This is a genomic window from bacterium (genome assembly GCA_035527515.1).
Lineage (GTDB): Bacteria > B130-G9 > B130-G9 > B130-G9 > B130-G9 > B130-G9.
In genome coordinates, this window is sequence record DATLAJ010000004.1 from 1 (window position 1) to 3,537 (window position 3,537).

Consider the following 3,537-nt stretch of genomic DNA (forward strand, 5'->3'; position numbering starts at 1 on the left):
GTTCAGATCCAGCACCTGGGGAGTGATTGCCTGCTTGCGACTGAAGGCCAGTAGGCGGCGAGTCAGCGCGGCGGCACGTCCGCCTGCGTTCTGGATCTCATCCACAAATTGACGTAGCGGGTCATTTGCCTCCAAACGCCCCAGAAGCAACTGCGCGTACCCCGTGATGACGGTCAGTAGGTTGTTGAAGTCGTGTGCGACGCCGCCTGCCAGCCGCCCAACCGCCTCCATCTTTTGCGCCTGTTGGAACTGTTCCTCAAGTTGCTTGCGCTCGGTTATGTCTACCATCACGCCGCGCAGTCCCCGAACACGGTCTGTGCCGTCCCGTATCAGGCGCACAATGTCCTGAAGCCATACCACTCTGCCATCTGCCGCCAGCGCACGATATTGGAGATTGTAATCCTTGCCCTCATCGACGGCCTTGCGACAGAACGCAACGACATGTTCGCGCTCCTCGGGATGGATGTGATTGACCCAGAAGTCCCTTTCGATCAGCCACCTTTCCACAGGATAGCCGAGCACACGCTCAGCCTGGCGACTCACGAAGGTGATCTGCAATGTGGGCACCTCCATTTCCCATACGATGGCATTGAGATCTTGGACGAGGTCGCGAAATCGCCGAGCCAACTCTTGGGCGGCAGTCCGCAAGCTCTCACTTTGCGCCAGGTCGCTCACTGAGATGTCCGCCTGCACCTCCAAGATTTTTTGAATCTCTTTCAAGCCTTGGATTTGCCGCTTGTGGCGGCGGAGTTCCTGTGCCAGATAACCACACAGCAGTGCGGTCACCAGGAAGAGGGGAATCCGCAACAGCTCCATCGGCTCCCCCAGCATACTGTCCCCCCGCCCCAAGTGGAGCCATACGTAGATGGCCGAGGCGCCAAAGGCGATCCCCACGCTCTTGGGCACGTCTTCACCGAGCGTCGCCATTAGAATGGTGAAGTAGAACAGCAACAGGGTGTCGGACCCGATCCCCGAGATCGAATAGAGGACGATTGTCAGCCCGGCGATGTCCAGGAAAAATACGGTGTAGCCCACGGCAGGGTGCTCAAACCAGGTTGCAGGCAGAACACGGATGAGAAGATTAGAAACGAGGTAACCCGTCCCTAGGAACCATAAGAAAGGGGAAAGCTGCTGAAAATGGAAAACGAGGAGGGCCAGGATCACAAAACACAGAGCCGCCCGGAGCTCGAAAAAAATCGAACGCCGCTTGCGCGCTGCACTCATACTCCCTTTTATCATTTCCCGCCAAAGAACCTTCAGATGGGAATTCCCAATTTCAACTTTCGCACGGCCAGAGATTCTACGCCAGCCGCCCTGTCAGCTCAAGGTTAGATCACCACGGGTAGCGTCAAGTATTTTGCATGAATTGGCGACGGGGGCTTTGAGGCACGGAATCTTGCGGTCGCAGTTCTCTGCGGGCAGACCTGGGTACATTACTCGGACGCGGAAGAATTTGGATTCCAACAGCGACCCCCGCCTCTGAGGTGAGGCTGACCGCATCTTTGCACCGGCCGGAGCAGGCGAACAGCTGGGAAATCGCCCACGGTTACTTTCTCATCTTGGTCGCTCATTTGCGCCTCTCCGTCGTGGCCATCTTCCGGGCCATGTCCAGCAGCAACCTTCGATTGGGTTTGGACATCTTGCTGAAGACCTTGAACAGCGCGGCTCCTTCTGTTCCGAAAGGTGGCTCGGGAGGCTTTGGCATTACCGGGGGCGGCTCGGGCTTCCCTTCGCCAGCAAAGAAAAGCTGATACAGCTCCACGTCGAGAGCCTTAGCCCACTTCTCCAGGGTTTCCAGGTTCGGGAGCGTGTGCCCGTTCTCGACACGAGAGACGTAGCAGCGCAGCAGGCCTGTCCGGTGCTGGATGTCGCCTTGGGAGTACCCCTTTGCCTGTCGCAATTCGTAGAGTCGGGTGCCGATGTCCATGTTTCGCCTTCCAAACGTGCCACTACGCCTTACTTCTTCCGCTTCTTGCAGTCGGCGTCTTTGGCTAACTCATGAATTAGTATGTCTGCTGCTGTCTTAGCGCCGCTCATGAGGGGCGCATCGGAGAACCGCTCGCTTCGGGACCAGATCAGATCGCCCGACTTCAGGGTCAGAGTGCCGGACACAACATTGTGCCGTGCTCCCATACTCCCAAAGATGCCCGTATCGGGTGTGGCGCTGTCGGCCATCTCCAGAACAGCATCAGCTTCGTCGGGATTACTGGCAAGGGCGAAGCAGGTTTTCCCCTTGCGCAGGATCTCGCGTGCCTTATCCGCAGCTTGGTTGTTACCCTTGACGAAGATTGACTTCACATGTGCAAGCCTGGGATCAACGTCGTCCTTTTTCCCGGCCCAGAGTGGAATTGCCAGACTCAGAACAACAGACAGAATAACGGCACGTTTCATTCCACACCTCCCATCCAACAGGATCTCGCACGTTTGTGTAAGACCGCTAGAGCGGCTCAGCGCGGGCTTTTTCTGTCCCTGATAGCCTTCACGCGTTCGACCACCTGGTCCCGCGTGACAATCCCTCTCTCTTCCAGCAACTCCACCAGCGCCGTCAGTTGCAGCGAGTTGCTCAGGGTCAGCTCCTCGACGCTGACGGTGATCCTCTTGTCCCAGTCAGTCACGTTTGCCTCCCCGCTTGGCCATCTTCTGCGCCACCGCGAGCAACATCTTCCGGTCGGCCTCATCCATCCGACCTGTGAACCGCTGCAACTTGACGAGGTACCGGGCGTCCTTCAGAGGACTGTCTGCGATCAATTCCTCGATGGTCACCCGCTGGGAAGGTGCAAGGTTTGCGGGTGATCCATCGTTCCCGTGGAAGAGTTGCCAGAGAGGAACCTTCAAGCCTCGGGCAAGCCTCTCCAGGGTTTTGAGGGCCGGTGGCGCGTGCCCGTTCTCTATGCGTGAAATGAATGTACGCGAGAGCCCGGTTCGATGCTCCATGTCGTCCTGGGTGAGGCTCTTAGCGTGCCGCAGTTCTTGCAGTCGTGTGCCGATGTCCATGGGAGGGTGCCTCTGAATCTGAGCATCCGCTGTGCCTAGAGTCTACCAGAACGGCGGCTCGGTGGCAGGAGAGAGTCAGCCAAATGCAACACTACGTGCCGAAGTGCGGGGGCGAGCGGTCACGGCAAGTGCTGAGGCTAGAACAAGGGCTGGAAGGAAAACGCAACAGAACGGCCATAGTGTTGCGTCGGCGAACGCTTTCAAGTGGCCAGCCTTTGTTGCCCGACCCACGGTGGGGCGGTTGATTTGGAGAATCGCCAGCAAACATTCGCAAATCAACCGGTTGAACCACTATTGGTCCGATAGGAATCTGTCGCCAGGAATCGGCGGACAGTGCCATCAGTAAACACTAGGGCGTGAGTAATCCGCCCGCGGCCGAACGGGCAGCGAAGCAGGAATGAAAACCCATGGGCACAGAAGTCATCCAGGGGGACAGGTGTTAGCGGCGAGGGAAGTTGGAGGCGGGAAACAGACCAGACGACTCAGCAGAACGGCCAAAACGAGCCGCGATGCCACGCATGGTGATCTGAGCTTGAGTTGATT

At 57.8% G+C, this 3,537-nt stretch carries 5 protein-coding genes; all 5 read right to left on the bottom strand.

Going from position 1 to position 3,537, the window contains the following annotated elements; genetic code table 11:
- Positions 1–1,224: PAS domain-containing protein (locus VM163_00170; GenBank protein ID HUT02292.1), on the bottom strand; the 1,224-nt coding region annotated here is incomplete at its 3' end.
- Between the two features lie 343 nt (positions 1,225–1,567).
- A complete protein-coding gene (locus tag VM163_00175; GenBank protein HUT02293.1) occupies positions 1,568–1,927 on the bottom strand; it encodes a helix-turn-helix transcriptional regulator in 360 nt (119 codons plus the stop codon).
- Positions 1,928–1,956: 29 nt separating this feature from the next.
- Positions 1,957–2,391 carry a hypothetical protein gene (locus VM163_00180; GenBank protein ID HUT02294.1) on the bottom strand — a complete coding sequence of 145 codons (435 nt, stop codon included), beginning with the start codon at positions 2,389–2,391 and terminating at the stop codon, positions 1,957–1,959.
- A gap of 56 nt (positions 2,392–2,447) precedes the next feature.
- A complete protein-coding gene (locus VM163_00185; protein HUT02295.1) occupies positions 2,448–2,615 on the bottom strand; it encodes a hypothetical protein in 168 nt (55 codons plus the stop codon).
- Entirely contained in the window at positions 2,608–2,994 is a 387-nt protein-coding gene (locus VM163_00190; protein HUT02296.1) for a helix-turn-helix domain-containing protein, read from the bottom strand. Before VM163_00190 ends, VM163_00185 begins: the two co-directional genes overlap by 8 nt.
- Positions 2,995–3,537 lie beyond the last annotated feature (543 nt).